Below are 22705 nucleotides of genomic sequence, written 5' to 3'. Positions count from 1 at the left end.
CCTTTTCCGCCGCCGCGAAGGTCGTGTGATGGCCGTCTTACGCGATACGGATCCAGTCGTTGCCTGATTTGGAGGCTGCCAGTAAATGGTTAACAAATTCTGATTCACTCTGGCAAGAGAGTAGAAATTGTTAAATATTTTTGGCATTCCCCTGTTTTTGCACGCTAATCCGAAATCGCTTTCTTAATCTTCGACATTAAGAAGTCGCGCTATCCGACTCATTCGACTCATTCTATGACGAACATCAAATTTGGTGTTTGTCATTTACCGACCCTTAAATGATCGTCCCTATGATTAACGATGCCCGTAAACGAAAGGTTACCAGCGGTAGGATTTTGTTAAGATCGCTGGGATTTTTTTATTTTCCGACAGGATAGGTCGGTTGAACGGGTCATAATCCGGTAACCGGGGTCTCGCATCCACGGAGTATTGCGTATGAAGTCACGTGAGAGCCTTGTTCGCCTGAAGGAATTTCAGGTGAAGGAGAAACAGCGTCAGTTGAACCAGCTTCAAATGATGATGGCCGAATTTGAGCGGATGACCAAGGAATTGGAAAACCAGATCACGTTCGAGGAAAAGAAATCGGGGATTACGGATCCTTCGCATTTTGCCTATCCGACTTTCGCCAAGGCGGCGCGGCAGAGGGCCGACAACCTGCAGGTTTCGGTTCGCGAACTGAAAATTCAGCAGGATGCGGCAGAGCTGGCCCTGGAGGAAGTCCAAGCGGAGTTCGCCAAGGCAACAGCTCTCGAGGAGCGGGACGGCGGCACGCGTATGCGCGCCTGACGAAGGGACGACGGATCAGTATGAAAGCCCTTCTGACGGACTTGTGAGAGTTCGTGAGAAGGGCTTTCGCATTTCGGAAAACGGTGTTTGGAAAACGTCGAGACCGCTGCGCAACTGCCTTTGGCTCAGGCCGCAACGACGTCGCGCCATTCCGCGTGACGTCGTACCTGCGCCAGCATGAACGGGCACAGAGGTATGATCTTCCAACCGCCCTGTCGCGCGTCCGCTACCGCATGGGCTGCCAGCGCCTGGCCGACGCCCTTGCCGCGCAATGCGTCGGGAACCGCAGTGTGGTCGATGATGATCAGATGCGGTGATGATCTGGAATAGGTCATTTCGGCTGTTTGGCCATCAACCGACAGGCTGTAGCGGCCATGGACGCCATCGTCCGACTTTTCGATTTGCATTTCCCGCCCCGTCTTTTGCAGTGTGCATCGACAGCATCTTGCCCGCAGGGCGAGGGCGTGTGAAGTGCAAAATGCTGCGGGCGGCCCGCCGTTTCACGACTGCCGCCCGAGACGTGTATAGCAACTGCGCCGCTAGTGGCGGTATTGCTGAATGCGGGTTGTCCGAAGTCCGGCAAGACCGTGGTCGCTGATCGATGATTGCCAGGACAGGAATTCTTCTACGGTCAAGGTATAACGTTCACAGGCTTCTTCCAGGCTCAGAAGCCCGCCGCGAACGGCTGCGACGACTTCAGCTTTGCGTCGGATAACCCAGCGACGGGTGTTGGCGGGCGGCAAATCTGCAATCGTCAAAGGACTGCCATCGGGACCGATGACATATTTCACGCGGGGTCGTATCATTTCGGTCATTGGACTCTCTACACATACTCAAGACCATATCCAGACAACTTACTCTGCCACATTTAACATTTGCCTAAGCCAGTGGTAACAATTTGCTCATAATTTTAGAGACTTCCGCGCAAAGCTGATGTTGACGACGCGGGGCGGCGCAAGGTCGCTGCGTTTGAGCGTGACGGTGAATTTCATCGTTGTAGCGCCTGGGGCGGGTGCTGCTGCATAGGAGCCATGCAGATATATTCATATAATCAAAGGTGAAATTTGCTAGATAGGCTCCCTTAACTGAAGGGAGACATCATCCTGATGCTCCGGGTGCCAAGCGGCGCCCTATCGCCCCCCGATCTTCGAGCCGTTGTTTTGATCGCCCTTCGAGGCGCCGTTTAACCGGCGCCCTTTGGGGACGGTTTGCGCTGCGGGTATCGGCGTTGGCGGATTTCGAAGGTGCCGGCGAATGGCCGGCAGGTCGTGAGATATATGAAAGTTTCTGAAAAATCCTCCCTGCACAGCGATGCCTATGACGATTTTGTCTCTGGAAAAGGGCCCTCCACAATCCGCACGGAATATGAAGTCACTCATTTGATGCGCCAGTGCGCCGCGCGGTTCGGCTTCAGCCAGTTTATGATTGCCCGGATGCCGTTCGGGGACCATCAGGGTTTTGCAGGGCACCTGGTTCTCAGCAACTGGCCCTCCAACACGGTTCGCGACTACGACGCCGCCGTGACATTCCAGGGCTGCGTACTGATAGAGCGTCTCCGGCGGACCAAATTGCCGGTGTTCGGCCAGACGATCGATCTTTTGGCACAACCCGACGGCGTTGCTTTGCCGGCGGAGCTGCTCACCACGTGCATTGGCCGCCACGCCTTTGCAGTCCTGCTTCACAGCACCGAAGGCGAGGCCTTCGTGGCGCTCTTGTCCGGTGAACGTCGGGAGCCGGGCCGGCAGGAGACCGCCGATCTCTATCTCACGCTCGTGCAATTGTTCGAAATCCTGGAAAAGACCTTCAGGCCAGCGGCATCCCAGCGCGAAAAACTTTCAGCCCGGGAAACCGAATGTCTACGCTGGGCAGCCGCTGGAAAAAGCAGCGACGAAATCGCCATCATTCTCGGGATTTCGGTTTATACGGTTTCAAGCTATTTCAAGACGGCGACACGCAAGCTTGATGCCGTCAACAGAATGCAGGCCATCGCCCGGGCCATGCGCCTGAAGCTGATCTGATCAGCTTGCGCCGGCACTCTTGTTCGAGCCCATGAGACTTTCTATATGAGTGGGGGTAGGACCTAGCCCGCTTTGCCGGGGTGTTGGCCGCTTGCTGGAAACAGGGTATGGTCGCACAGGGCGTAACCAGACGCCCGCTCAGTGCCGGATGGAAGCCTTGAACAGTCTAGATTTTAATCGCAAGCCCGAAGAAACGCGCGTCGTCGTCGCTATGTCCGGTGGCGTCGATTCCTCCGTCGTTGCCGGTCTTTTGAAGCGTGAGGGATATGATGTGTTTGGCATCACCCTGCAGCTCTACGACCATGGCGCGGCTGTCCATCGCGCCGGCTCCTGCTGCGCCGGACAGGACATCGACGATGCCCGCCGCGTCTGCGACGTACTCGGCATACCGCATTATGTCCTCGATTATGAGCAGCGCTTTCGCGAAACGGTGATCAATCCCTTCGCCGAAAGCTATGTGGCCGGCGAAACGCCGATCCCCTGCGTTGCCTGCAATCAGACGGTGAAGTTCGCGGATCTCCTGGCAACGGCGCGTGACCTCGGTGCCGATGCACTGGCGACCGGCCATTATATCCGCTCCAAGGCCCATCCCCGTCCAGGCGCGCCCGGACGCCGCGCGCTGTACCGGCCGGCCGACGCGGATCGCGACCAGAGCTACTTTCTCTTTGCCACCACACAGGAGCAGATCGACTATCTGCGGTTTCCGCTTGGTCATCTGACCAAGTCGGAAACGCGCGCGCTGGCTGAAGACATGGGTCTTGTCGTCGCCAAGAAGGCTGACAGTCAGGACATCTGTTTCGTGCCGCAGGGGAAATATTCCGATATTGTCTCAAAGCTGAAGCCGAACGCGTCTCTGGCCGGCGATATCGTACATCTGGACGGCCGGGTTCTCGGCCGGCATGACGGTATTCTGCATTACACGATCGGACAGCGCCGCGGCATCGGCGTTGCAACCGGCGAGCCGCTCTATGTCGTCCATCTCGACGCACGCTCGCGCCGGGTGATCGTTGGCCCGAAGGAAGCGCTTGAAACCCGCCGGGTTTATCTGCGCGACGTAAACTGGCTCGGCGACGACGATATTGGCACTATGGCGAAAGACGGGTTCTCCTGTTTCGCAAAAGTTCGCTCCACCCGGCAGCCGGCCCCGGCCGTTCTGCATGCCGATGCCGGTGGCATTTTCGTGGACCTCTTGGACGGGGAGGCAGGTGTCGCGCCCGGCCAGGCCTGCGCCTTGTATTCGGGTACAGGCGAAGACGCACGGGTTTATGGCGGCGGCTTCATCCTGAGGTCCGAACGGGAGCCCGCGGCGCAAGCCGCGTTGCGCGATCTGCTGCAAACGGTCGCCGCAGCCTGACGTCACGCATTGGGATGCTGGAGCAGTCCCCTTAACCGTCCAGCCGCTTTGGAAAGCGTCGATTTTTTAAAACGGCTCGGCTTGACACCGGCATGAACCGCACCTTATAAGCCGCCATCTGACGATGGCAACGCGGCAAAAGCTGCAGTTTTCGTCGCGGCGGCGGGGTAGCTCAGTTGGTTAGAGCACGGGAATCATAATCCTGGGGTCGGGGGTTCGAGTCCCTCTCCCGCTACCACTTTTCAACGATGAAAAGTTCAGCACGCGCCTGAAGATGGCGCCATGCTCGCTCCGGCAGTGAATGAAATTCTTATGTCACTGGACAGACGTCGAAGTCGACGGAATCGGCAGTTATCCTGAGCGGGCGCCTGTGAGGCGGCTCAAGTGCGCAATACGCCTCCATTTTCGATAATGGCCATCGGGGTATCGACATCAAGCAAGGCTGCAGGACCGATATCGATCGTCGCGACCGGGAGGTTGCTTTCGACAATCAGCTTTCGTGCGCCAAAATCGCCTGTCAGTGCCCTCAGATCTTTATGGAGCACTTTGGGGAATACGACGGGATGTCCGGGCTTCTCGCGAAAACCGGCACGCACGATGACTTCTCCGCCCGAGCGCTGGAAGGCGTATACCAGACTATCGATATGCTCGGTCATGATGCCGGGCATATCTGCCAACATGACAAGCACACCATCGCACCCGGCAATTTGAGGATGCGACACCCCGCAAGCGACCGAACTGCCCATGCCGGTCCGGTAGAATGGGTTGAATGCAATGTCGATCCCAAGGCCCGCCAAGGCCTGCTCGATATCGTCCCGCCGATGCCCTGTCACGGCAATGGCCGGGGTCGCATTCGAGGCCAGCAAGACGGCTGCAGAACGCCGTACCAGCGGCATACCATCGAACTCGGCCAGCAGCTTATGCGGACCGTTTTCTCCCATGCGACGTGCCTGTCCCGCCGCCAGCAAGATGGCTGCGACCGAAATGCTATCGCGATGTTGCATGTTTTCTCGGTCTGCTACCATCGGCTCCGTGATCGGCCTCGCCCAAGATGTTATGCTGCAGCATGTGACTGCCCTCTGTCCACCAGGACAGCAGATAGCGCGCGTGAGGCTCTTCGACCAGCAGCGATACCCTGAACGACGTCAGAAGCCGCATTTTCAGCCTTCCAATCATGCTGGAAAATCCGGGTCGGGTGAGATGACCACTGCAACAGCGCATTGCCGTAGCGGTCCAACGTGTTAGGATCCCCGCATGCCGACGCCGCTTTCCATGCTTCACACTCCACCTGTGCCATTCTGCGCCTTCATGACCGATGACGCCGAGGCGATCGTCAAGTATGCGGCCGATGGTGCCGAGACAAAATATGGCAGTGCGCTAGTGACACTTGTCGAGATCCGGGGAGGGGCTGCGCGCGCACTCGGCGCTCAGATGGCGGTCCGCGGTGACGGCGCCTATTGCGGCTATGTCTCGGGCGGCTGTACCGAAGCGGCGGTCGCTGCGGAGGCGGTTGCGGCAATCAACAAAGGCATGGACAGATACCTCCGCCTCGGCGAAGGCTCGCAGTTCTTCGACATCGTCCTTCCCTGCGGCGGAGGCATCACACTGGCGATCCATGTCGTCAAGGACGTGAAGCCGCTCCGCCAAATTTTGTCGGCTCTTCAGAAGCGCAAGAGGATCACTCTGCGGTACGATCCCGGCGTGCAGGCGATCACTGCGGTCAAGCCACAGGGGAAAGCAGCGGGCACCTGGAGCGAGCCGTCCTTCATGCGATCCTACAAGCCGAAGCTCCGGCTGATACTTTGCGGACGCGGGATCGAACTTGCAACAGCATCCAGGGTTGCTCTTGCCTCGAAATTCGAAGTCTTGTCCTTCGATCAGACCTCCCAGAATTTCGACACGAGCGTCATCGACCAGGACACAGCCGTCGCTTTGCTGTTTCACGATCTCGACCAGGAACTGCCCTGGCTGTTGGCGGGGCTGCGCGGAAAACCATTTTATATCGGTGCGCTCGGCAGCAAGCGAACGCATGAGCGTCGCTGCGCGGCGCTGTGGGCACTCGGCTTCTCACGTGCCCAGACAGATCTGATCAAGGCGCCGATCGGAATGTTCGGACCGGCGCGCGATGCGAATGCGCTCGCACTTTCAGTCATGGCAGACATTGCCCAAGCCTATTCGGCCGCATCAGATTGATTGATCCGCTCGATCCAAAAGCCGCAGTGCACGACTGAATTCAGGTGCGAAGTGCCATTCATGCACGGACGAATGCGTGGCTCCTAATCGAGAGCGGCTCGCGGTTTGCGGGCGATGTCCCCGAGCGTGGCGGGCTTTTGCAAGAAGATGACGTCGGGATCCAACACGCCGTTATGGACGACCGCATTGCGACTGTACCCTGTCGTAAAAACAACCGGCAGCCCCGGACGCCTGCGTCGCGCCTCGTCCGCCAGCATGCGGCCATTCATTGGTGCCATGACAATATCTGTGAACAGCAGACTGACATCCGGGCGCTCGTCAATGGCGGCGAGTGCCGCAACCGGACCATCGACAGGCATCACCCCGTAGCCCAGTTCCTCCAGCATCCGGGTATGGACTTCGCGCACGCTGGCGTCGTCCTCTACCAGAAGGATGACCTCGCGCGCAGATCCTCGCGGCACGCTCTCATCTCGAATGGACTGCACGGCATCGTCCGGTTCATATTCACGGGGCAGGTAGATCTTGATGGTCGTGCCGATGCCGACCTCTGAGTAGATCTTCATATGCCCGCCGGACTGCTTGGCAAAACCGAAGACCTGGCTAAGGCCAAGGCCGGTTCCCTTGCCGACCGGCTTGGTCGTAAAAAACGGGTCGACCGCTTTTGTGATGATATCCGGCGGCATGCCGCAGCCGGTATCCGTGACCGCAATCATTACATACTGGCCAGGCGCAACGTCATGGGCCGCCGCATATGCTTCATCAATATACGCATTCCCGGTTTCGATCGTCAGCTTGCCGCCATCGGGCATGGCGTCCCGAGCGTTGACGGCGAGATTGAGGACGGCGTTCTCCAACTGGTTGGCATCGGCCTTGGTCCGCCACAATCCGGCCGCCAGCACCGTTTCCTTCTGGATGGTCTCGCCGAGAGTGGAGGCAAGAATCTCTGCCATGTTCGCAACCAGCTTGTTGGCATCCACGGTTTCCGGCGACAAAGGCTGCTGGCGGGAAAAGGCAAGAAGCCGCTGGGTCAGCGTCGCGGCGCGGTTTGCGCCATCCAGGGCAGAGGCAAGCAGTTTGGGGAGGTCGTCAAACGCGCCTTTCGCCATTCGTCGTTGCGCCATGCTCAGGCCACCGATCACCACGGCAAGCATGTTGTTGAAGTCATGGGCAACGCCACCTGTGAGGTGACCGAGCGCTTCAATCTTTTGCGCCTGATGAAGCGCGCTTTCAGCCGTGATCTTTTCATGCACGGCCCTTGCGATACGTTCTTCCAGGCTTGCGTTCAGGTCCTTCAGCGCCGTCGCCGCACGCTCTGCCGCCGCTCGCGCTTCAAGCAGTTCCCTTTCGTAGCGGCGCCGGTCGGTCGCGTTGAAGATGGTAATCCGGATAAACCGGACGGCTCCCTCCTCGGCGATACGCGCAACCGCGTTCACCAGCACGGGCAAACGGGTTCCATCCGCCTTCACCATGTCGAGAGCGACTTCGTTGAATGCCCCCTGCATCGCCACCAACGGCGCGAAATGCGTCTCGAAATAGATCTTGCCCGGCATGGTCAGGAAATCGATAAACTTGCGTCCGACAATCTTGTCGCTGGACACGCCAAGCCAGAAGGACAGCGTTTTGTTGGCGAGCATGATGCGCCCGTCCGGTGCGGCCGAGATATAGCCGCAGGGTGCGTTCTCGAAGAGGTCGACGAGATCATCGACATCGCTGCCAGTGTTCGAGTTCATTCGGCGCTCACGAACGACCGGATTGCCTCAGTTGTCTCCTGGGGATGGCTGAGGTTCGGGCAGTGACCCGTGGCTTTCAGGAGGACGAGCTTGCTGTCCGGCAGTTTGGCATGCAGGTAGTGCCCGACCGATACCGGAGCGATCACGTCCTCGGAACATTGCAGGATAAGGGATGGAACCGTAACCGTGTCGAGATCGGCACGGTTGTCGGCAGTAAACGTCGCCCGCGCAAAATGCTTGGCGATTTCCGGATCGGTTCTGCAGAAACTGTTGGTCAGCTCTTCGGAGAGCGCAGGCTGTTCAGGATTGCCCATGATGACAGGCGCCATGGCCTGGGACCAGCCCATATGGTTGCTGTCCAGGAACTCCAGGAGCTCATCGACCTGCTCCTGGCTGAAACCACCGTGATAGTCACCGTCGTTGATATAGCGCGGCGACGGCCCGATGAGCACCAGCTTGGAAAACATGCCCGGAGCCTTCAACGAGACAAGCACGCCCATCATGGCACTGACGGAATGGCCGACGAAGATGCCGTCCTCGATCCCAAGCTCCCGCCCGATCTCGACGATGTCGGAGGCATAGCCCTCAAGCGTGCTGTATTTGTCGAAATCATAGGCGGAAAGGTCGGAGCCGCCAGCCCCGACATGGTCAAAGGTCAGGACGCGGAAATCGGCTTCGAATTGCGGCGCCACATAGCGCCACATGTTCTGATCGCAACCGAACCCGTGAGCGAAAAGCATCGCCCGGGCGCCCTTGCCGGCAATCTTCACATTGTTGCGACGGACGACCGACATGGATTAGACCCCTTCTTTTGCCTCGAAAGATAAAGGCTGACCGCTTTGCTAGACGTGGAGCTGTGATATTCGCAGACGTGAGCATTGGTCAAGTAATACCGGGGATCGACGATAGGAGCCTATGGGAGCCCTATCGTCGATCCCCGTTATAGGCGCGCAGGCTTCGAGTTTTTAAGCCAATCTTGGCCACGTCCAACCAGCTGATGGAGCAGCTGTTTGCCTTGCTGACACCGCATCCACGTGTCGTCGCATTTTCTCTCGAAAAAACGGTCCCTGTGTGGTTCGCGGATGAAACGCTGTTCCCGCGGATACAGGTATGGGTCCCGCCCTGGAGCCAGATGTGCGTGCGCAGAAACACATCGCTACGGACGACTAAGCGTCGGTTGCGACGGTGCCGACCACATCCGGGACTGGATGTGCGAGGGGCTGCAATTTTCTGAAACACATATTCATGGTGAGCAAATTGGCAATTAAATATGGAACCGAGGCATCGGAGACGCTGATCGGCGGGAACGCCTCTGACTACATCTACGGCATGGGCGGCAACGACAAGATCTACGGATTGTTCGGCGCCGACATTCTCATGGGCGGCGACGGCAATGACACGATCAGCGGCGGCTCTCAAGGCGACACGCTCTTTGGAGAGCTTGGCGCGGATACGATTTCCGGCGGCCAGGGCGACGATATCATTTTCGGCGGAGCAAACGCTGACACCCTGTCTGGTGGACTGGGAGATGACCGCTTTAGCGATTATGCCATAGGCGACTGGAAAAATGATATCGTAGACGGCGGACTGGGAACGGATACCGTCGATATCAACCTTCAGTCCAGTACAGCCGGCATCGCGTTCACCGCGCAGGATCCGACGGCAACGACCAAGATCTTTGGCTTTACGGCCATCGGCGTCGAGCAATACGCGATTTCGGCGACAGGCTTTGCGGATACGCTGAACGGTGGTCGCTGGAACGACCAATTCAGTGGCCAGGACGGAGCTGACAGGCTTAACGGCAATGGCGGCAATGATTTTCTCGACGGTGGGGAAGGCAAGGACATGCTGTCCGGAGGCCAGGGCGACGATCTTATCTTCGGTGGCGAGGGAGACGACGGCCTGTCCGGCAGTTACGGCAATGACTACCTGCAGGGCGGTGTCGGCAATGACATAATCACCGGCGGCAACGGGGATGATGCGCTCCACGGAGAGGATGGCAACGATACGCTCAGTGCCGGCAACGGTAGCGATTACCTCTCTGGTGGAGATGGCAACGATACGCTGAATGGTGATGCGGGCGCGGACTACATCATCACCGGCGGTGGCATCGACACCGTGAATGCCGGCTCCGACGATGACCAGATTCTGATGACGTTGTTCAATGGCAAGGACGCGATCGACGGCGGCAGCGGCAATGACGAACTCGAGATTCGCAATGTCGGAAATTTTGGCGCCAAGGCCGCGAGCGTCGTCAACACACTTGCTGATGGCTCGACCATCGTCAATATCGAGAACTACGACATTTATGGCACCAACGCAGCGAATGCGATCCTGACGCTCGGCGGCGACGACCAGATTGTCACTTACGATGGCAGCGACACCGTAAAAGCGGGTGCCGGCGACGACTATATCGATGGCGGAGCAGGCGATGACAGGCTTTACGGCGAAGTGGGCGACGATACGATCTTTGCCGGAGGCGGGAAAGACTCGGTCGATGGAGGCTCAGGCATCGATACGGCCTATATCGACGTCTCCGGCTATCAGGCGACCGGCTACACATTCGACGTCATAAATGGCAAGGGAACACTGTCCAACGGGTCGTTTGCCCAGAATACCGAGATTTTCAATATCTTCACCGCCTATGGCAATGACATTTTGAAAGCCGGGAATGCCCAGAGCGTCTGGTTCAAATCATCGAACGGCAACGACCAGCTCTATGGCAGTGAGGGCAGCGATGTGCTCGACAGCGGGCTCGGCAGCGACAAAATTGTCGCCGGCAAGGGTGATGACGTGCTGTACGATCTCGGCGGTAACAATAGCTTTTTCGCCGGAGACGGAAATGACACGGTCAAGCTTTCCATCTTCGAGGCGCACAGCGGCGGCGATACGACAACGCTTGATCTCGGTGCCGGCGATGACATCGTTGAACTCAACGCCGGCATTGGCAAGACTTTCGGCAAACTGATTGCCGAAGGCGGGAGCGGTACCGACCTTGCTCAAATCGATCGCAGTGAAACCACCAAGGCGCTGACCTTCATTTTGAGTGCCAATGCCACCCTCGTCAATGGTGACGCCACACTCAAGAATTTCGAACGCGTCAATATCACAGGCGGTTCAGGCGCCGACACGTTCACCGGCGGTGGCCTTTCCGATACTTTCGACGGGAATGTTGGCAACGACACGATCGATGGACTGGGCGGTGACGACTGGATTTATGGTGGCGACGGCCGCGACACCCTCAAGGGCGGCGACGGTTCAGACACAATCTGGGCAGCAGAAAGCAGTGGAGATACGGACGCGGACAGCATCGATGCCGGAGCCGGAAACGATTTCATCCATATCAATGGCGGCGATAGTGCCATCGGTGGAAGCGGCACGGACATGGTCTATGTCGATGTCTCCGCCCTGACAGCCGGCGTCAAATTTGCCTTCAGCACCGGCACGGTAGTGGTCAATTCCACAACGTCATTTTCCGGCATGGAATCACTGGATTTTACCGGCACCAAGGCAAGCGATACCGTCACGGGAGGTTCCGGCGACGATGTTCTGCGCGGTAACGCCGGCAACGACACGCTCAATGGCGGCGACGGCAAGGATAGACTTTACGATGACGCGGGCAACGATATCCTGTCGGGAGGTGCGGGAGACGACTCTTTCACCCGGAATGAATTTACAGGTAAAGACGTTTTCGACGGTGGTTCCGGCATCGATACGCTGGATTTCAACTACTATGGCAATGATTCCTCGGTAAAACTCGATTTGCTCGACAATTCGAAAAACGACGGCCTTGCTCGTGGCCTCACGGTCAAAAATATCGAACAGATCCTTGGGACAAGCCAGGATGACGACATCCGCGGCTCGAATATAAGCGACTGGATTTCGGGCGGCGGCAAGGACGATATCCTGGAAGGCCGAGGCGGCGACGACACGCTGATCGGTGGCTCGGGCGGAGATTTGCTGACCGGCGGCACCGGCAAAGACACGTTCCAGTTCGGTAACCTAGCCGACGGTGGAGACCAGATCACCGACTTCAAGCGTGGCGAAGACAGGATCGCAATCGACAAACTTGCGTTCGGTCTCGGCGCGGGTGGTGCCATCAAGCTAGTGCTTGCCGACGAGGCCGACTTCACGACAGCCGGTGCCACGTTCCTTTACGAGAAAGACACGCAGCGGCTCTGGTTCGATGAAGATGGCAAAGATGGCGACCACGAAGCCGTTTTGATCGCAACCTTGGACGGCGTGACGACACTGGGCACGAGCGATTTCATTCTGATTTGATCTGTCCATTGAAAACGACACAGCCCGTATTTTCGGAATGCGGGCTGTGTCAATCTCCATGTGACACCTGCTACCCCGGTTACGGTCGTCTTGCGCGGTCAAGGGGAACCCACACTCCGCCAGCCTGTCAGGTCGAGAACTTCACGCTCACACCGCGCTGCCGAAAATACGCCTGCATCATCTTGCGTCCCGAACGGTTGTTTTGTGCCAGTCTGGTCGGATCGAAGACGGCTTCAGTGGCGCCTTCACGCGCCAGAGCCAGCTTAAGGGTCACGATATGCTGGTCGATGTTGGCATTGTCCGATTGGAGCGATGCGTAAATGTTGTCGGTTACCTCGGCGACGGTCTGTTCGCTCACGATGTGTACTCCTTTGCGTCTTAAAAGCGCCGGATACCACAAAATGGCAAATTGACATACAGCACGACAACGCCCTCGCGAAGACTTGAAAGCGGTCGGTCCTCTTCACTCAAAAGAGCCTTTCCTTCCAACCGTGCCTATGTCCGCATGGAGCGTTGTCGAGACAAACAGCCTCATGTGGGAGACGCGTCGCCCGGGGCCGAGCAGCTAACCCTCGCTCACAAGCCCGGCGTTGTTCGATAAACCGTCCATCAGACTTCGGCGGATCCGGCCGACATCCCTGAGTGGCGGCTCGCCATATTGCCGGGCATATTCCCGGCTGAACTGCGACTGGCTCTCATAACCGACCTGATGTCCGGCCGAGCCGGCATCCAGCATCTCTTCCAGCATCAGCCGGCGGGCTTCCTGCAGACGCAGCTGCTTCTGGTACTGCATGGGGCTCATGGCGGTGATTGCCTTGAAATGGTGATGCAGCGAGGAGACGCTCATGCTGACGCGGCTGGCAAGTTCCTCTATCTTCAGGGGCAGGGTATAGTGCTCCTTGAGCCACAGGCAGGCCCGATTGATCTGATGGGATTGGCTGTCGGTCACAGCCAGTTGGCGCAGCCGCCCGCCCTGTGGGCCGGTCAGCAGGCGGTACAGGATTTCCTGCTCGATCAGCGGCGCGAGCGCCGGAATGTCTGTGGGGCGGCTGACCAGGCGCAGCAGTCTCAGGGCTGCATCCTCCAGCTCGGGCGTCAGGGCGCTGACGGCCATGCCGCGCAACGCAGCGGGCAATGGCGCATTCTGTCCATCGGTTACAGCCATCAGCCCGGCGATCCCGGCGGTATCGATCTGAACCGTCATGCTCAGATAGGGCATCTCCGGCGAGGCCTCGACAATCTGCGTCGCAACGGGAAGGTCGATCGAGGTGAGCAGATAATCGCCAGGGCCATAGCGGTAAATCTCGTCGCCCAGCATCACCTGCTTGGCACCCTGGACGATCAGCGCAAAGCCGGGCTTGTACGAGCCGCAAATCTTTGTGCCCCGCCGGGAGCGCCGGTGAAGCGTCAAGCCGGGCGCCGTTGTGTCGAAATCACCATCGGCATGCGTCAAACAGGCAAGGAGATCGATGAACTCCGCCTTCTGCAGTAAACTTGCCTGCGTCATAATCGAAAATCTTTCCAGTTATTTAGATTCGACCTCGCGTTCAGACATATAGTGGTTTACCTTACATGCGTGACAACCGAGTTAGGCGCGCGGCAGAATCGTGCAATAAATTTGCAGGATCGCGGTAGCGATGCAATGCCTGTTTGGCATAGGAAGTTTTGGGGAGGCTGCTCCCTGTTCCATCTCGATTATCATTGCAGTTCCCCTTCAACACCGGAGAAAAACCATGGCCATGGCACGAGGATATGCGGCGACGGATGCGTCCAAGCCGCTTGAGCCTTTCACCTTCGAAAGGCGCGAACCACGCGAGGATGACGTCGTCATCAGCATCAAATATTCCGGCATCTGCCACTCAGACATCCACCAGGCGCGAAACGAATGGGGCAACTCGACTTTCCCCATGGTGCCGGGGCACGAAATCGCAGGCATCGTTACAGCCGTTGGCTCTGGCGTGTCGAAGTTCAAGGTCGGTGACCGGGTCGGCGTCGGCTGCTTCGTCGATTCCTGCGTCGGCTGCGCCAGCCGCGATATCGATCTGGAACAGTACCAGCCCGGGCTCGTCGGAACCTACAATAGCTTCGAGGCTGACGGCACGCCGACGCAGGGCGGTTATTCCGACCATATCGTCGTCAAGGAGGGCTATGTGCTCTCCATTCCGGAAAACCTTCCCTTCGAGGCGACAGCGCCGCTGTTGTGCGCAGGGATCACGCTGTATTCGCCATTGCGCAATTGGGGTGCCGGTCCTGGCAAGAAGGTCGCGATCCTCGGCATGGGCGGTCTCGGCCATATGGGCGTCAAACTCGCCCATGCCATGGGTGCCGATGTCACAGTTCTCAGCCAGTCGCTGTCGAAAAAAGAGGATGGCCTGAAGCTCGGCGCCGATCATTATTATGCAACTGCCGATGCCGAAACCTTCAAGGCGCTCGCTGGCACCTTCGATCTCATCCTCTGCACCGTCTCTGCAGAGATCGATTGGAACGCCTATCTCGGACTTTTGAAGGTCGATGGCACGCTGGTTCTGCTTGGTATTCCGGAAAATCCGGTGCCGGTGCATGCCTTCTCGCTGGTTCCCGGCCGCAAGAGCATTGCCGGCTCGATGATCGGTTCGATCAAGGAAACACAGGACATGCTCGACTTCTGTGGCGAGCATAACATCGTCTCGGAAATCGAGTTGATCCGCATGGATCAGGTCAACGAAGCCTATGAACGCGTCATCAAGAGCGACGTGCGTTACCGCTTCGTCATCGACATGGCGACGCTTTAATTCAACAAATGGAAGACCGGCGCGAACAACGCGCCGGTCTTCCGAGCCATCAATTGGTTTCGGTGAGCGTTTCCGTGCCGGAACCGTTCTTGCCGGTCACGGTCCATGTGCCGCTCAGCGTTCCATCGCCGTTGACCTTGTAGACAACGAGCCCCAGCGCATCCCCCAACACATAGGCAGCGGCAAAAGCGTCGCCATTGAGCATGCAGACGCCGGTGGATTTTACCCCGGCGGTGTCCCACTCGATAACGCAGGTCGTATCGCTGGCGAGCGTGATTTCCGCGGTGCCCGAATAGCCGGAACCATCGAGATTGGTGCCCTCCACCGTGTATTTTCCGGCATTCACCGTTTGGGCATGTGCGGCGGATGCGGCCGCAAGCAGGAATGCCGCGGCAAGTATGATTTTTTTCATGAATTTCCCCCCAACAAAAAATGCCGCCAGCCAGTGGTCGACAAGAAATGCTAGGCGCAATCGCGGCGGTTTGAAAGAGGGCGAACATCCATCGGCCGAGATATATTCAAAATTGCTTTTTCAACAAAACGAAAGCACCGGCGGACAAGTCCTCGTGAAATCAATGCCCCGTTCTCAGTTGACCGGTAAATGGCAGCGTCTCAAGCCAGCGGCAGTGGCCCATCGTTCTTGATTTCTTCCATCACGGCATAGGTCCGCGTTTCCTTCACGCCCGGCAGCATCCAGAGAACCTGACCGAGAAAATTGCGGTAGGCGTGCATGTCCTCGAACCGGGTTTTGACGAGGTAGTCGAAGCCGCCGGCCACCATGTGGCATTCGATCACGGACGGCGCTTTCCTGATGGCGGCGGCGAACCTGTCGAAGACTTCGGGCGTCGTTTTATCGAGCATGACCTCGATAAAGACGAGAAGGCCGAACCCGAGCTTGTGCGGATCGAGACGGGCTCCGAAACCGGTGACATAACCTTCCTTCAGCAGCCGGCGCAGGCGCTCGCTGGTCGCGGTCGGCGACAGGCCGATGCGGTCGGCAAGGTCGAGGTTGGTGATGCGTCCGTCGGCCTGCAGGATGTTGAGGATCCGCCGGTCTGTCCTGTCGATTTCATACATCGGCGCGCGCCCTTCGATGGCTATGCCGAAAGTCGCATTTCAGCGAGCTTCACCCAGTAGGAAATGCCATGGGGAATGGCTTCATCGTTGAAGTCATAGGCCGGGTTGTGCAGCCCGGCTGTATCGCCATTGCCCATGAAAATGAAGGCGCCGGGGCGCGACAGCAGCATGTATGAGAAATCCTCGCCGCCCATCATCGGGTCGAGATCGCCGGAGACCTGGCTTTCGCCAGCAATCGTCATCGCTGCGGCCAGGGCATGCCCGGTTTCCTCACGGTGATTGACGGTGACCGGATAATTGCGTCCGTAAAACACACGAACCTTGGCGCCATAGGCACTGGCAAGGCTTTCGGAAATCTGCCGGATTCGCGCCTCGGCCAGATCGCGAACGTCCGGCGCCAGGGTGCGAACGGTGCCGGCCAGCGTCGCCTGTTCCGGAATGATGTTATGGGCAAAGCCAGCGTTGAATTTCGTCACGGAAACCACCACTGAGGCAAGCGGATCGGCGGTGCGCGAGGCGATCGTTTGCAGCGCGTTGACGATCTGCGAGCCGATGACGATCGGGTCAATCGTCTTGTGCGGCTGCGCCGCATGGCCGCCGCGTCCGTCGATGGTGATGGAAAATTCATCCGTGGACGCCATGATCGGGCCGACGCGACTGCCGAATTGCCCGACGGGCATGCCCGGCATGTTGTGCATGCCGTAAACTTCCTCGATGGAGAAACGCTCCATCATGCCATCCTTGACCATTTCATGGCCGCCACCACCGCCTTCTTCGGCCGGCTGGAAAATGACGGCGACGGCGCCTTTGAAATTGCGCGTCTCCGCCAGATATTTGGCAGCGCCCAGGAGCATGGCCGTATGGCCGTCATGGCCGCAGGCATGCATCTTTCCGGGCGTTGTCGATGCCCAGGGCTTGCCGCTGGTTTCCGTCATTGGCAGAGCATCCATGTCGGCGCGCAGCCCGATGGTGCGGCCTGCGCCGAGATTACCCCTGATCAAGCCCACCACGCCAGTCCGGCCGAGACCGGTCACGATTTCGTCAACCCCGAATTCGCGCAGTTTGTTTTCCACGAAGGCTGCGGTATTTTCGACTGCAAACAGGAGTTCGGGCCTGGAGTGAATATGACGGCGCCATTCCGCGACTTCGGTCTGGAGTTCTGCTGCACGGTTGAGGATGGGCATAGTCGGTTCCTGTCGGTCCATTGCGGGCATTGGGCAGGCGAATTTCGGCATCGATCTCAAGATTGGTCTTTGCCATCACCTCGCCATATAGGTTAAATAACCGGACGATACGAGGCAATTCCCGAATTTCGAGGTTTGATTGTGGTGACGAATGGAATCCGGACGGATTGCAAGTTGAAGCGGTTTTTCGTTCTGGCAGGTGTCTGCATGTCCCTTGTGGCTGCCGCCGCTCCTGCTGCCGCCAATCCAAAGATGGTCGTGGATGTCAACTCGCTCAAGGTCTATGAGCAGGAAGACATTTTTCTGAAATGGTATCCCGCCTCGCTCACCAAGCTGATGACGGCCTACACGACTTTCCGCGCGATCAAGGCGGGCCGCCTGACGCTCGAATCACCTGTTATGATGACAAAGAATGCAGCGGCCGAGCCGCCGAGCAAGATGTTCTACAAGCCCGGCCAGGCGCTGACGCTCGACAGCGCCCTGAAAATGCTGCTCATTAAATCCGCCAACGACATTGCCGTCGCCATCAGCGAGACCGTCGGAGGTTCGGAGCCCGCCTTCATCGCCATGATGAACGCCGAGGCTCGCCGCATCGGCATGACATCCTCCAACTTCATCAACCCGCATGGCCTGCCCGGCGCCGGCCAGTATACGACAGCGCGCGATCTTGCCGTGCTGGCGATCACCATCAAACGCGAATTTCCGCAATATGCGGCCTATTTCGCCTATGAAGGCTTTACGACGGGTAAGAAGAACTACCCCAATCTCAACATGCTGATCGGCCGTTTCGATGGCGCCGATGGCATGAAGACGGGGTTCATCTGCGCTTCCGGCTTCAATCAGGTTTCGTCTGCGACCCGCAATGGTCGTGCCGTTGTGTCCGTCGTGCTGGGAGCCGACAGTCTTGCGGGTCGGGCAGATGAATCCGCGCGTCTCCTGCAACTCGGGCTGACCTCAAGTGGTGCGGGAAAACCGGGCCTGGGGCAGATTGCGCCCTATGGCGAAGGGCGCGACATGGTGGCCGACATCAGCAAGGAGATCTGCAATCCCAAGGCAGCGAAGGTTCGCGCGGAAAACCGCGACGATGTCGGCCGGCAGAAGCTGACCTCACCCTTCATTCACGAAATCAACCGACCGCTCAATCTGGTCGCCGCGGGTCTCATTCCGGGCACGGAAAAAGTCGGCAAGGCCCAGAATCAGGCAGCGCTTGGCGACGTCGCCAATATCCCGATCCCGGTTCCCCGGCCGGTTTTCTAACCCGATAGATCGGACAGGCCATGAGCCAGTTTCTTAAGGCCGTGCCGGTGTCCATCCTCACCGGCTTTCTCGGCGCCGGTAAAACCTCGCTGCTGAACAGGCTGCTGAAGGACCCGGACCTTACCGACACCGCTGTTATCATCAACGAGTTCGGCGATGTGTCGCTCGATCATCTTCTCGTGGAAGCATCGAGTGACGGCATCATCGAGCTTTCGGACGGCTGCCTTTGCTGCACCGTTAGGGGCGAACTGGTGGATACGCTGGCCGACCTGATGGACCGGATGCAGACAGGCAAGATCAGGCCCTTGAAGCGCGTCGTCATCGAGACCACGGGGCTTGCCGATCCGGCGCCGGTGCTTCAGTCTGTCATGGGCAATCCGGTCATCGCCCAGAGCTACCGGCTCGACGGCGTGGTCACCGTGGTCGATGCGGTCAACGGCCTGTCGACGCTCGACAATCATGAGGAAGCGGTCAAGCAGGTGGCCATGGCCGACAGGCTGGTGATCAGCAAGCTTTCGCTGGCGACGGTGGAGACGGTGGCGTTGCTGAAGACGCGGCTGAGGGCGCTCAACCCGCGGGCGCTGATGATTGACGGTGATTTGCCGGAGGCTGGCAAAGCGGAGTTTTTCCACTGCGGGCTCTACGATCCGGCAACCAAGATCGCCGACGTCGGGCGCTGGCTCCAGGACGAGACTGCGGGCGAGGGGCACGGCGAGTATGCGGGCCATCATCACGACGATCACGATCATGCCCATTGCGGTCATGATCACCATCACCATGACGAAAATCGCCATGGTTCGGATATCCGTTCCTTTAGCATCGTCCACGACCGGCCGATCGATCCCATGGCGCTGGAGATGTTTATCGATCTCCTGCGCTCCGCCCATGGCGAAAAACTGCTGCGGATGAAGGCGATTGTCGCGATGTCCGATAACCCTGAGAGGCCGCTTGTATTGCACGGCGTCCAGACGGTCTTCCACGCGCCCCAGCGCATGTCCGCCTGGCCGGACCCGTCCGACCGGCGCACGCGCATGGTGCTGATCACCAAGGATCTGCCGGAAGCCTTCGTGCGCGATCTGTTCGACGCTTTCACCGGAAAGCCGCGCATCGACCGTCCGGACAGGCAGGCACTGGAAAGCAATCCGCTGGCTGTGCCAGGGCTTAAAATGTAGTCGCTCTAAAGCCTGGCATTCTTCCGGATGACAAACCGATGGCCGCCGGGCATCGGTTCCGTGCTCTCCAGCCCATGTCCATCCTCATTGCAGAAATGGGGGATGTCGATCGCGGCCAGCGGGTCGGTCGTTTCCACCGTGATCAGCGTGCCGGGAGGCAGGCTTTTCATGCGTTTTCGGGTTCTCAAGACCGGCAGGGGACATTTCAGGCCCCTGAAGTCGTAAATTACGTCTTCCGCTCCGGGCATCAATTGCCCCAGAGTTTCCAGAACGGACGCTTCTTCGGCTGCTGCTCGACGACAGCGGCCTGCTCGGCCGGTGGCGCCACCTCTGTCGTCTCGGTCGCGGCCTTCGCCGGCTTTGCTGCCGCCGCCGTCGCCTCTGGCTCCGCCTTGGCCGGCGCGGCCTCTTCCGTCACGGGCTTCTTTCCGGCCCGTGGTTGATCTGCCGTATCGACAGGGGCTACGGCGACCGGCGCAGGTTCAAGTTTCCGGGCCTCGTCACCATTCTTGGAAAACAGGCCCCAGAAACCCTTCTTCGCAGGTTTCTGCTCGACGGCGGCCTGCTCGACCGGGCGCGGCATGGGGTTCTCGACAGGGACTGGCACGTTCTTGCCGTTGCGGGTCGTCTTCTCGAGTTCGGCCTTCTGGATGTCGATGGCCTTCTTGGCTTCTTCAAGCTCGCGGCGTCGGGCTTCCTGCTTTTCGAGTTCGGCCACCTTCATCAGCTTGCCCGCGTCAAGCGACGTGCCGGTCGGCGCATAGGCCAATTCCTTGCCGACGCGCTGTTTGGCGACGATCGCCTTGCGTTCGGCCTCGGACGGCTCGTACCAGGCCATGCCGTCAAGCTTCTTCATCGCCTTGGCATAGTCGTCGTTGTATTTCTTGTTGTAGGAGGCAAGGGCTGCCTGCATTGCCGGCGGGGTTGACATGGCCGGGCACTGACCACTGGGCGAAAACTTGCCGTCGGTCTGCTGGTTGAAGACGTATTTCTTCTCGCAGACATTCACCTCAGGCGGGCGCTTGGTGATCTCGAACTGGTCATAGCCGGGTTTCAGCATGTTCCAGAAGCCGATATGCGGGCTGTTGCGATGCCGCGCCATGTTCTCCGCCGTCATGCGGAAGGGCAGGGCCTGCAACTGGATCGACTGCTGGCCGCCCTTGTAGGCATCGCGCGATAGAGCGAAGATTTCCAGCATCTGCTCGTCGGTCATTGAATAGCAGCCGGACGACGAGCAGGCGCCGTGTATCATCAGGTTCGTGCCGTTGCGGCCGTTCGCCTGGTCGAAACGATTGGGATAGCCCGTGTTGATCGCCAGATAATAGCTGGAATTCGGGTTCATCTGACCCGGCGTAATCGGATAGAAGCCCTCGGGGGCCTGCCTGTCGCCTTCCTTGGATTTCGGGCCGAGCTTGCCCGACCAGGCGCAGATCTTGTACTGGCGCAGCATCTCGTAGCGATTGGCAGTGTTGGCCTTCCAGACTTCCAGCACGCCTTCTTCCTTGAAGATGCGCAGCGTGATCGGCGATTCCTTCGCCATGCTCATCGCCTGCATCTTCTGGACGATCTTGCCCGACAACTGGTAGTTGGTCTTGCTCGACACCTTTTTCAGGTCGACATCGACGGTGTCCTCCATGGCTTCATTCGCCGTGCAGCCTGCAAGCATGACGGCAATCATGGCGGTCGAGACGAGATATTTCAGGCGCATCGGCAAGGGCCTATCAGGATTGACTGTCGAACGCATCTTTTGCTCGGAGGCTAACGACGAGAATCAGTACATCCACGACGTTTACAAAAACTTAACCTTACAGATCCAGCTTGCCCCGGCCATTTGCAAACGACAAGATTATGGCCTCAGTAGGACTTCAGCTCAAATTTGCCCGCCGGTGCCGCCGAGCCCACAAGGAGATCTTAAAGCTGACGGCCGATGGACAAATATTTCTGGCGGCGGTCGGAGCGGAGTTCGTCGCCATTTCGGCCGGACAGTTCCTTCAGCGCATCGGCGATGACGGTGCCTGTTCTCTCGATGACGGCATCGGCATCCCGGTGTGCGCCGCCGACGGGCTCCTCGATGATGCCATCGATGATGCCCAGCGATTTTAAGTCCTCGGCGGTGATCTTCATATTGGTCGCCGCTTCCCGGGCGCGGGTGCTGTCGCGCCAGAGGATGGACGCAGCCCCTTCCGGGGAAATGACGCTGTAGATCGCGTGCTCCAGCATATAAACGCGGTTGCCCGTGGCAATCGCGATCGCTCCGCCGGAACCACCTTCGCCGATGACGACGGAAACGATCGGCACTTTGACATTGAGGCACATCTCTGTCGAGCGAGCGATTGCTTCCGCCTGTCCGCGCTCCTCGGCGCCAATGCCGGGATAGGCGCCGGCCGTATCGATCAGCGTGATCAGCGGCAGGCCGAAGCGATCGGCCATCTCCATGACGCGGATCGCCTTGCGATAGCCTTCGGGCCGGGCGCTGCCGAAATTATGCTTGATGCGGGACTTTGTGTCGTTGCCCTTTTCCTGACCGATGACGGCAACGGGCATTCCCTGGAAGCGGGCCAATCCGGCCTGGATCGCCTCGTCATTGGCGAATTTGCGGTCGCCGGCCAGTGGCGTAAATTCGGTAAACAGGCTTGCAGCATAGTCCTCGAAGTGCGGCCGCTGCGGATGACGGGCCACCTGCGTCTTCTGCCAGGGGTTCAGCTTTGAGTAGATTTCAGCCATCGCCTCGCGGGCGCGCACTTCGAGGCGTTCGACTTCGTCCGCCGTGTCGATGCTCTCGTCTTCGCTGGCAATCTTCTTCAGCTCGTGAATCTTGCCTTCGAGATCAGAGATCGGTTTTTCGAAATCGAGGTAATTGTGCATGTGATGCGTTTCCGATC

At 58.7% G+C, this 22705-nt stretch carries 21 protein-coding genes and 1 tRNA gene; 9 read left to right on the top strand and 13 right to left on the bottom strand.

The features are described 5' to 3' along the window. Nucleotides 1-435 precede the first annotated feature (435 nt). Nucleotides 436-786, top strand: coding sequence for a flagellar export protein FliJ (locus tag PY308_RS16850; RefSeq protein ID WP_275784812.1), 351 nt, complete (start codon nucleotides 436-438; stop codon nucleotides 784-786). A gap of 125 nt (nucleotides 787-911) precedes the next feature. Here PY308_RS16850 and PY308_RS16845 read toward each other — a convergent pair whose 3' ends face one another. Beyond that, nucleotides 912-1193 carry a GNAT family N-acetyltransferase gene (locus PY308_RS16845; RefSeq protein WP_275784809.1) on the bottom strand — a complete coding sequence of 94 codons (282 nt, stop codon included), beginning with the start codon at nucleotides 1191-1193 and terminating at the stop codon, nucleotides 912-914. Between the two features lie 132 nt (nucleotides 1194-1325). Further along, nucleotides 1326-1601 carry a CtrA inhibitor SciP gene (gene sciP / locus PY308_RS16840; RefSeq protein ID WP_004430042.1) on the bottom strand — a complete coding sequence of 92 codons (276 nt, stop codon included), beginning with the start codon at nucleotides 1599-1601 and terminating at the stop codon, nucleotides 1326-1328. Between the two features lie 462 nt (nucleotides 1602-2063). Between sciP and PY308_RS16835 the strand changes: the two genes are divergently transcribed. The 3 genes from PY308_RS16835 (at nucleotide 2064) to PY308_RS16825 (ending at nucleotide 4396) form a co-directional block, all read left to right on the top strand. Beyond that, nucleotides 2064-2804 carry a helix-turn-helix transcriptional regulator gene (locus PY308_RS16835; protein WP_275784732.1) on the top strand — a complete coding sequence of 247 codons (741 nt, stop codon included), beginning with the start codon at nucleotides 2064-2066 and terminating at the stop codon, nucleotides 2802-2804. A gap of 148 nt (nucleotides 2805-2952) precedes the next feature. Continuing rightward, complete coding sequence (gene mnmA / locus PY308_RS16830) at nucleotides 2953-4158, top strand: tRNA 2-thiouridine(34) synthase MnmA (RefSeq protein ID WP_275791180.1); 1206 nt, start codon at nucleotides 2953-2955, stop codon at nucleotides 4156-4158. A gap of 161 nt (nucleotides 4159-4319) precedes the next feature. Then, nucleotides 4320-4396 (top strand) — tRNA-Met (locus PY308_RS16825). 142 nt (nucleotides 4397-4538) lie between these two features. On the opposite strand, the gene PY308_RS16820 is transcribed toward PY308_RS16825, so the two are convergent. Continuing rightward, complete coding sequence (locus PY308_RS16820; RefSeq protein WP_275784729.1) at nucleotides 4539-5162, bottom strand: nucleotidyltransferase family protein; 624 nt, start codon at nucleotides 5160-5162, stop codon at nucleotides 4539-4541. A gap of 250 nt (nucleotides 5163-5412) precedes the next feature. Here PY308_RS16820 and PY308_RS16815 point away from each other — a divergent pair, with 250 nt between their 5' ends. Next, entirely contained in the window at nucleotides 5413-6351 is a 939-nt protein-coding gene (locus PY308_RS16815; RefSeq protein ID WP_275784727.1) for an XdhC family protein, read from the top strand. A gap of 83 nt (nucleotides 6352-6434) precedes the next feature. On the opposite strand, the gene PY308_RS16810 is transcribed toward PY308_RS16815, so the two are convergent. Both PY308_RS16810 and PY308_RS16805 read right to left on the bottom strand, forming a co-directional pair. Next, the gene (locus tag PY308_RS16810; protein WP_275784725.1) at nucleotides 6435-8081 is read right to left on the bottom strand and encodes a PAS domain-containing hybrid sensor histidine kinase/response regulator; all 1647 of its coding nucleotides are present in this window, start codon (nucleotides 8079-8081) and stop codon (nucleotides 6435-6437) included. Next, complete coding sequence (locus PY308_RS16805) at nucleotides 8078-8875, bottom strand: alpha/beta fold hydrolase (RefSeq protein ID WP_275784722.1); 798 nt, start codon at nucleotides 8873-8875, stop codon at nucleotides 8078-8080. Before PY308_RS16805 ends, PY308_RS16810 begins: the two co-directional genes overlap by 4 nt. Nucleotides 8876-9338: 463 nt before the next feature. On the opposite strand from PY308_RS16805, the gene PY308_RS16800 reads away from it, so the two are divergent. Then, complete coding sequence (locus PY308_RS16800) at nucleotides 9339-12362, top strand: calcium-binding protein (RefSeq protein ID WP_275784719.1); 3024 nt, start codon at nucleotides 9339-9341, stop codon at nucleotides 12360-12362. A gap of 127 nt (nucleotides 12363-12489) precedes the next feature. Here PY308_RS16800 and PY308_RS16795 read toward each other — a convergent pair whose 3' ends face one another. Both PY308_RS16795 and PY308_RS16790 read right to left on the bottom strand, forming a co-directional pair. Further along, nucleotides 12490-12723 carry a hypothetical protein gene (locus tag PY308_RS16795; protein WP_275791179.1) on the bottom strand — a complete coding sequence of 78 codons (234 nt, stop codon included), beginning with the start codon at nucleotides 12721-12723 and terminating at the stop codon, nucleotides 12490-12492. A gap of 204 nt (nucleotides 12724-12927) precedes the next feature. Then, a complete protein-coding gene (locus PY308_RS16790) occupies nucleotides 12928-13869 on the bottom strand; it encodes an AraC family transcriptional regulator (RefSeq protein WP_275784716.1) in 942 nt (313 codons plus the stop codon). Between the two features lie 226 nt (nucleotides 13870-14095). On the opposite strand from PY308_RS16790, the gene PY308_RS16785 reads away from it, so the two are divergent. Continuing rightward, the gene (locus PY308_RS16785; RefSeq protein WP_275784714.1) at nucleotides 14096-15133 is read left to right on the top strand and encodes an NAD(P)-dependent alcohol dehydrogenase; all 1038 of its coding nucleotides are present in this window, start codon (nucleotides 14096-14098) and stop codon (nucleotides 15131-15133) included. Between the two features lie 49 nt (nucleotides 15134-15182). Here the strand turns inward: PY308_RS16785 and PY308_RS16780 are convergent, their stop codons facing one another. From PY308_RS16780 to PY308_RS16770, 3 genes are all read right to left on the bottom strand, one after another. Further along, nucleotides 15183-15545, bottom strand: a complete 363-nt coding sequence (locus PY308_RS16780; RefSeq protein ID WP_275784712.1) for a hypothetical protein — start codon at nucleotides 15543-15545, stop codon at nucleotides 15183-15185. A gap of 200 nt (nucleotides 15546-15745) precedes the next feature. Continuing rightward, entirely contained in the window at nucleotides 15746-16210 is a 465-nt protein-coding gene (locus PY308_RS16775) for an Lrp/AsnC ligand binding domain-containing protein (RefSeq protein ID WP_275784709.1), read from the bottom strand. Between the two features lie 20 nt (nucleotides 16211-16230). Further along, complete coding sequence (locus tag PY308_RS16770; protein WP_275784704.1) at nucleotides 16231-17394, bottom strand: M20 aminoacylase family protein; 1164 nt, start codon at nucleotides 17392-17394, stop codon at nucleotides 16231-16233. Between the two features lie 207 nt (nucleotides 17395-17601). Between PY308_RS16770 and PY308_RS16765 the strand changes: the two genes are divergently transcribed. After that, complete coding sequence (locus PY308_RS16765; RefSeq protein WP_275791178.1) at nucleotides 17602-18651, top strand: D-alanyl-D-alanine carboxypeptidase family protein; 1050 nt, start codon at nucleotides 17602-17604, stop codon at nucleotides 18649-18651. A 20-nt stretch (nucleotides 18652-18671) separates the two neighbouring features. Continuing rightward, complete coding sequence (locus PY308_RS16760) at nucleotides 18672-19823, top strand: CobW family GTP-binding protein (RefSeq protein ID WP_275784702.1); 1152 nt, start codon at nucleotides 18672-18674, stop codon at nucleotides 19821-19823. A 5-nt stretch (nucleotides 19824-19828) separates the two neighbouring features. On the opposite strand, the gene PY308_RS16755 is transcribed toward PY308_RS16760, so the two are convergent. The 3 genes from PY308_RS16755 to PY308_RS16745 all read right to left on the bottom strand — a co-directional run bounded on the left by PY308_RS16755 (nucleotide 19829) and on the right by PY308_RS16745 (nucleotide 22688). Beyond that, nucleotides 19829-20071, bottom strand: a complete 243-nt coding sequence (locus tag PY308_RS16755) for a sulfurtransferase TusA family protein (RefSeq protein WP_275784700.1) — start codon at nucleotides 20069-20071, stop codon at nucleotides 19829-19831. Then, the gene (locus tag PY308_RS16750; RefSeq protein WP_275791177.1) at nucleotides 20071-21531 is read right to left on the bottom strand and encodes a L,D-transpeptidase family protein; all 1461 of its coding nucleotides are present in this window, start codon (nucleotides 21529-21531) and stop codon (nucleotides 20071-20073) included. The genes PY308_RS16755 and PY308_RS16750 overlap by 1 nt, the downstream gene beginning before the upstream one ends. A gap of 203 nt (nucleotides 21532-21734) precedes the next feature. Further along, nucleotides 21735-22688, bottom strand: a complete 954-nt coding sequence (locus PY308_RS16745) for an acetyl-CoA carboxylase carboxyltransferase subunit alpha (protein ID WP_275784697.1) — start codon at nucleotides 22686-22688, stop codon at nucleotides 21735-21737. Nucleotides 22689-22705: the final 17 nt, after the last annotated feature.

This window comes from Pararhizobium gei (genome assembly GCF_029223885.1).
Classification (GTDB): domain Bacteria; phylum Pseudomonadota; class Alphaproteobacteria; order Rhizobiales; family Rhizobiaceae; genus Pararhizobium; species Pararhizobium gei.
The sequence above is the reverse complement of the archived record's forward strand: the minus strand, read 5'-3'. Positions and strand labels throughout refer to the sequence as shown.